The organism is Cupriavidus phytorum, assembly GCF_003254285.1.
Lineage (GTDB): Bacteria > Pseudomonadota > Gammaproteobacteria > Burkholderiales > Burkholderiaceae > Cupriavidus > Cupriavidus phytorum.
The window spans coordinates 25,479-31,478 of record NZ_QKZN01000021.1 but is presented as its reverse complement, the minus strand read 5'-3'; the positions used below and the strand labels follow the sequence as shown (position 1 = coordinate 31,478).

At 65.8% G+C, this 6,000-nt stretch carries 4 protein-coding genes and 1 pseudogene; 1 reads left to right on the top strand and 4 read right to left on the bottom strand.

The window, feature by feature from the left end:
* Positions 1-304: 304 nt before the first annotated feature.
* The 4 genes and pseudogenes from C7416_RS28025 to C7416_RS28010 all read right to left on the bottom strand — a co-directional run.
* Positions 305-1,453: a branched-chain amino acid ABC transporter substrate-binding protein gene (locus tag C7416_RS28025; protein ID WP_111521889.1), complete on the bottom strand. Its 1,149-nt coding sequence runs from the start codon at positions 1,451-1,453 to the stop codon at positions 305-307.
* 82 nt (positions 1,454-1,535) lie between these two features.
* Positions 1,536-2,522 carry a GlxA family transcriptional regulator gene (locus C7416_RS28020; protein ID WP_111521888.1) on the bottom strand — a complete coding sequence of 329 codons (987 nt, stop codon included), beginning with the start codon at positions 2,520-2,522 and terminating at the stop codon, positions 1,536-1,538.
* Positions 2,523-2,601: 79 nt separating this feature from the next.
* Positions 2,602-3,498: a choline ABC transporter permease subunit gene (choW, locus tag C7416_RS28015; RefSeq protein ID WP_111521887.1), complete on the bottom strand. Its 897-nt coding sequence runs from the start codon at positions 3,496-3,498 to the stop codon at positions 2,602-2,604.
* Positions 3,491-4,672 (bottom strand): annotated as a pseudogene (locus C7416_RS28010) (quaternary amine ABC transporter ATP-binding protein); the annotation flags it as partial. The gene choW and the pseudogene C7416_RS28010, both read right to left, overlap by 8 nt.
* Positions 4,673-5,084: 412 nt before the next feature.
* On the opposite strand from C7416_RS28010, the gene purU reads away from it, so the two are divergent.
* Entirely contained in the window at positions 5,085-5,957 is an 873-nt protein-coding gene (purU, locus tag C7416_RS28005) for a formyltetrahydrofolate deformylase (RefSeq protein WP_111521885.1), read from the top strand.
* Positions 5,958-6,000 lie beyond the last annotated feature (43 nt).

The window sequence follows — 6,000 nt, the reverse complement described above, 5'->3', positions numbered from 1 at the left end:
CATAGAAAGACAAAGACCGAACCTCAACACCAACACCCTCCAAATCGGACATTTCAGCTTAGCTGAGCGTCGGACATTTGAATTTAGCCTAGACATCGGATGTTAGACCCAAATAGTAATGTCACCTTTGCCATGGTTAGAGATGTCACCTGAGGCTTGGTCCCCGTACGCTGCGAGTTTCGTCCGGCGCTACGGGAGGCAGCCATGCACGAACGGGATTTGGGGACCATGAGCATGCGCGAAGTTGGCGTACGGCAACTGCCACGTGCCCAATGTCATTGCCACGAGCGTTCCAGCCCGCGCGTCACTCAACCGTAATCGTCGTGACCGCGGTCCAACGGCCCCCTTTGACCTGGTAAAGCGTCGACGCCGGGTGCCTTAGGTCGCCATTACCGTCGAACGCGATCGTGCCGGTGACTCCCTCGTACTGCGTTGCGCGTACCGCCGGCACATAGTTGGCAGGTTTCGCGGAGCCAGCGTCTTTCATCGCCCGGATGACGACCCACGTCGCATCATAGGCAAACGGCGCATAGCTGAGGGCGTCGCCGCCGAAGCGTTTCCTGAACTTCTGCAGGAACGCCCTGCCTTGCGGCAGGCTGTCGAGCGGACGTCCGTATTCCCATGCCATGGCGCCTTCCGCGGCGGGTCCGGCGATCTTCAGGAAGATGCTGTCGGCGATGCCGCCGCTGCCGACGAACTGGGTGCGCATGCCCAGCTCGCGCATGCGCTTCGTGATCAATGCCGCCTGGTTGTCTAGTCCAGCGAAGAAGAGCACGTCGGCGTTGGCGGCGCGGATGTTGGTGAGCTGGGCGCTGAACTCGACGGTCTTGTCGTTGGCATATTCCGCGATCGCGATCTTCCCGCCAGCGGCGACCACGGCTTTCTTGAACTCGTCGACCGCACCATGGCCGAACGCGGTGCGGTCGTCCATCACGGCAATGCGGTGGGCCTGCATCGCCTTGACCACGTACTTGCCCGCATTGCCGGAGTTTTGCGCGTCGGTCGGAATGACGCGGAAGACCGTCCCGAGGCCCTGCTGCGTGATGGCCGGATTGGTCGCCGCGGGATGGATCACCGGGATCCCGGCGCGTGCGAAGACCGGCCCGGCCGGTAGTGCGACGCCGGAGTTGTAGTACCCGATCACGGCGGCGACCCCATCATCCACCAGCTTCTGCGCGACCTGGACGCCGATGCGCGGGTCGCTCTGGTCATCGCCGGTGGCAAGCTCGAAACGCACGACATGTCCGTCGACCCGGATAGCCTGCGCATTGGCTTCCTCCACAGCAAGGCGCACACCGTTCTCGATGTCCTTGCCATTGGCGGCGTTGAGCCCGGTAAGCGGCGCGGATACGCCGATCCTGACCACCTGCTGCGCCTGCGCGTGGTTGCATGCCAGGGCCAGCAGCATGGCATTGAGGCCGGCAACCAGCAGCCTTCTCGCAAAGTCGGTCATTGGTTCCTTTCCGCGGCCGCGTGCGTCGGCGCATGACGCCCGCAGGCGGGTGCATGCGCCCTGCCCGATTCTAACGGCGAATTCATCCCGCCTGCCGGCGCTCATGGCTGGGCGCATGCCCGAACTGCGCCCGGTATGCCTTGCTGAAATGGCATGGGGACTGAAAGCCGCAGACCGCCGTCACCTGCGCGATCGACGCATTGGTGGTGCGCAGCATGTCGCGCGCGCGCTTCAGGCGCAGGGTCAGATAATAATGGGTCGGCGACACGTTCAGATAGAACTTGAACATGCGCTGCAGGTGCCGCTGCGAAAGCCGCACCAGCCGCGCCAGTTCGTCGAGCGACAGCGGTTCCTCGATATTCGCCTCCATCAGCCGCACCACCTCGACCAGCTCGGCACGCGACAGGCCGACGCGCGCACTGACCGGGACCGGCTGCGCATCGGTGGCGCCGCGTATGCGCTCCAATATGAACTGCTCGGAGACCTGGGCGGCCAGCTGCCGGCCGAAGCGCAGGCCGACGAGGTGCAGCATCATGTCGATGGGCGCCGTGCCGCCCGTGCAGGTCAGCCGGTCGCGATCGATCACAAAGAGCTCGTCGGCGAAATGCACCAGCGGAAACTCCTCGTGCAGCGCCGCCCGGCTTTCCCAATGCACGGCGCAGCGGTAGCCGTCCAGCAGCGCGCTCGCCATCAGCGCGTAGGCGCCGGTGCAGATCGCACCCAGCGGCATGGCCAGCGCGGCCAGCCTTGCCAGCATGGCGCGCAGGCGCTCGTCCACGGCATCGCGGATGCGGATGCCGCCGCAGACGATGATGACGTCCGGCAGCGCGGCGTCGTCGAGGGCGCCGGTGGGCCGAACCACGATGCCGTTGCTCGCCCGCACCGGTTCGCCGTCGGGCGAATAGATCGACCATGTGTAATGCTCGGCACGCCCCAGGTAGTTCGCCATGCGCAGCACTTCGACCGCACTGGAGAACGCGATCATCGAGAAGTCCGGCAGGGTCAGGAAGCCGAAATGCGCGAGCGGGGCCAGCGCTGCGGCGGGCTCGGCGGACTCGTGGGACGGCATTGGCGCGGAAATGCTGTCGGTTGGCACGGCTGCAACGTCCCTGAGGTCGAGATTCCGGCGGCTGGCTGCTGGCGGCGGATCAGGCTTGCGCCGTGGTGGCCTTGGCGCCGAACAACTGCCTGAGCCCCGAGAACAGCGGCGCCCTCGCCTCGCCCGGCGCGCGGCCGAAGCTCTCGGTGATGCGATCGAGCATGATCGCCAGCAGCACCACCGAGAGACCGCTTTCGAAGCCCAGGCCGATATCGAGTCGCTGGATGCTGGCAAGCACCTCGTTGCCCAGGCCGCCGGCGCCGACCATCGAGGCGATGATCACCATCGACAAGGCCATCATGATGGTCTGGTTCACCCCCTGCATGATCGATGGCAGCGCGTTCGGGAACTGGACCTTGTACAGCAGCTGCCATGGCGTGCAGCCGAAGGCGTGGCCGGCTTCGACGATCTCCATGTTGACCTGGCGGATGCCAAGGCAGGTCAGCCGGACCGCGGGCGGCATGGCAAAGATCACCGTTGCCAGGATGCCGGGCACGCGGCCGAGGCCGAACAGCATCGCCGCCGGGATCAGGTAGACGAACGCGGGCATGGTCTGCATCAGGTCGAGCACCGGGCGCACGGCGGCGGCGACCAGCCGGTTCCGTGCGGCCCAGATGCCGAGCGGCACCCCGAGCAGCAGGCTGATGATGGTCGATGACAGCGTCAGCCCCAGCGTGATGATGGTCTGGTCCCAGAAGCCGGTCGCGAAGATCACGAACAGCGACGCCGCGGTGAAGAGTGCGAAGCGCCAGCCCACGCGCCAGAGCCCGATGCCGATGAAGATCGCCATCATCAGCCACATCGGCACGGCTTGCAGGCCGCGCTCGATCAGTTCGGCGAGGCCACCGATGGCGCGGCCGATGGCGTCGAAGGTCGCGGCGTCGTGGTCGAGCAGGTAATGGACGGATTGGTCGACCCAGCGGCCGACGGGCAGGAGTTCAGACATGGTTACCTCGCGAGCGCGTGATGGCTTTCAGGATGACGGCGCGGCTGACCGAGCCGCAATAGCAGCCGTCGTCGTCGACGACCGGCAGCGCATTCGGGTTCGCGACCACGCGCTCGACGACGTGGTCGAGCGACGCGCTGAGCCGGATGCTTTCCACGGGACGCACGCTCTGGGTGGCGTCGCGCGTGACGAAGCCCCGCAGCTTGCGCTGCGCATCCAGCACGAAGGCGTAGTCTTCGCTGCCGTTCAGCGTCGCGGCGATGTTGGCCGCGTCGAGCTTCGACAGCGTCGGCACGGCGTTGGTCTGCATCAGGTCGCCGGCGGTCAGGTAGCGGCTGGTGTCGATGCCATCGAAGAAGGTGCGCACGTAGTTGTCGGCCGGGTTGGCGATGATCTCGTGCGGCGTTCCCACCTGGACCAGCCGGCCGCCTTCCATGATCGCGATCCGGCTGCCGATGCGCAGCGCCTCCTCCAGGTCGTGCGAAACGAACATGATGGTGCGGCGGTGTTCCTTCTGCAGCTGCAGCAGCACGTTCTGCATTTCCTTGCGCTTGAGCGGGTCGAGCGCCGAGAAGGCCTCGTCCATGATCATCAGCGACGGATTGACGGCCAGCGCGCGCGCCAGGCCCACCCGCTGCTGCATGCCGCCGGACAGTTCGCGCGGCAGCTTCTGCGCGAAGGTCGCCAGGCCGACCTGCTCCAGCACTTCCATGGCGCGGCGCTCCCGCTCCTGCCTGCCGACGCCCGCGACCTCGAGGCCGAAGGCGGCGTTGGACAGCACACTGCGTTGCGGCATCAGCGCGAACGACTGGAACACCATGCTCATGTCCTTGCGGCGCAGCGCGATCAGCTCGCCGCGGCTGACCGCGGCCACGTCGCGCCCGCCGATCAGCACCTTGCCGGCGGTTGGTTCGACCAGCCGGTTGACCAGGCGGATCAACGTCGACTTGCCAGAGCCCGACAGGCCCATCAGCACGAAAATTTCGCCTTCCTTCACGTCGAACGACACGTTGTGCACGCCGACCACGTGGCCGGTGCGCCGGAACACCTCATCCTTCGTCGCACCGGCGGCGAGCATGTCGAGGGCCTGCCTGGGATTGCTGCCAAACACCTTGCACAGACCTTCGACCACGACCTTGGGACTATCCATCGAAACCTCTCCTGGTCCTGCGGGACTCACTCGTCATATGGCATGCCAGTCTTTCCTTCCCTCCCGGGAAAGCGCTGGCGGCGCGTTACTACCCTCCTCCGTGGAATGCCTGGGCAAACCTTGTCGTCGCATCGCGATCTGCGTTGCGCGATTCCCTAAATGGTTGCCAAGAATCGCCCTCCCCTGCCGACGAATTCCGACAAGCGCTTGCGCAAATGCGACAACGGCAATCCGGCAAGACAAATTTGACGGCGACGCTCCACAAGCGGCGCCAGCCATCTCGCGTGGAGCCTACGGCGCCACGCGCGGCGTGGCGCGCCGATACCAGCCACGCGGCGCTTCGGTTCTAGCCGGTGCCCGCATGGGCTGATCTACTTGGCGCATGGCATGTGCGCGCACGAGGCGTGCGCGGCCAGTCAACCCACAGAGGAATCGCATGAACGCGCAGTCTCCTTCACCGCAGCACGTCCTGACGCTGTCGTGCCCGAGCGCTCCCGGCCAGGTGGCCGCCACCGTCGGCCTGCTCGAGCGCCATCGCTGCTATATCGACGCCCTGACCGTCTTCGACGACGACCTGAGCAACCGCTTCTTCCTGCGTTGCGTGTTCCATCCGACCGATGCGCAGGCACTGGATATCGGCCTGCTGCGGCAGGAATTCACGCCGATCGCGCAGGGCTACGACATGCAGTGGGCCATCCACGATGCGCACGCCCGTCCGCGCGTGCTGATCATGGTGTCGAAGCTCGAGCATTGCCTGGCGGACCTGCTGTTCCGCTGGCGCATGGGCGAACTGAAGATGGATATCGTCGGCATCGCCTCCAACCATGCCGACCTGGAGCCGCTGGCGCGCCAGCACGGCCTGCCGTTCCGGCATTTCCCGATCACGCCAGAGACCAAGGCCGAGCAGGAGGCGCGCTGGCTCGACCTGTTCGAATCGAGCGGCGCCGAGCTGGTGATCCTGGCCCGCTACATGCAGGTGCTCTCGGCCGCGACCAGTGCCAGGCTGGCCAACCGCGCGATCAATATCCATCATTCGTTCCTGCCCGGCTTCAAGGGCGCCAAGCCCTATCACCAGGCGCATGCGCGCGGCGTCAAGCTGATCGGCGCGACCGCGCACTTCGTCACCGACGACCTCGACGAAGGCCCGATCATCGAGCAGGTGGTCGAGCGTGTCGATCATTCGTACCGGCCGGAACAGCTGCTCGCGGTCGGCCGCGACGTGGAATGCATCACGCTGGCGCGCGCGGTGAAGGCGTTCATCGAGCGGCGCGTATTCCTGAACGGCGACCGCACGGTCGTATTCCAGTAAGCGCAACGAAACGGGCCACGATCGCATCACGATCGTGGCCCGT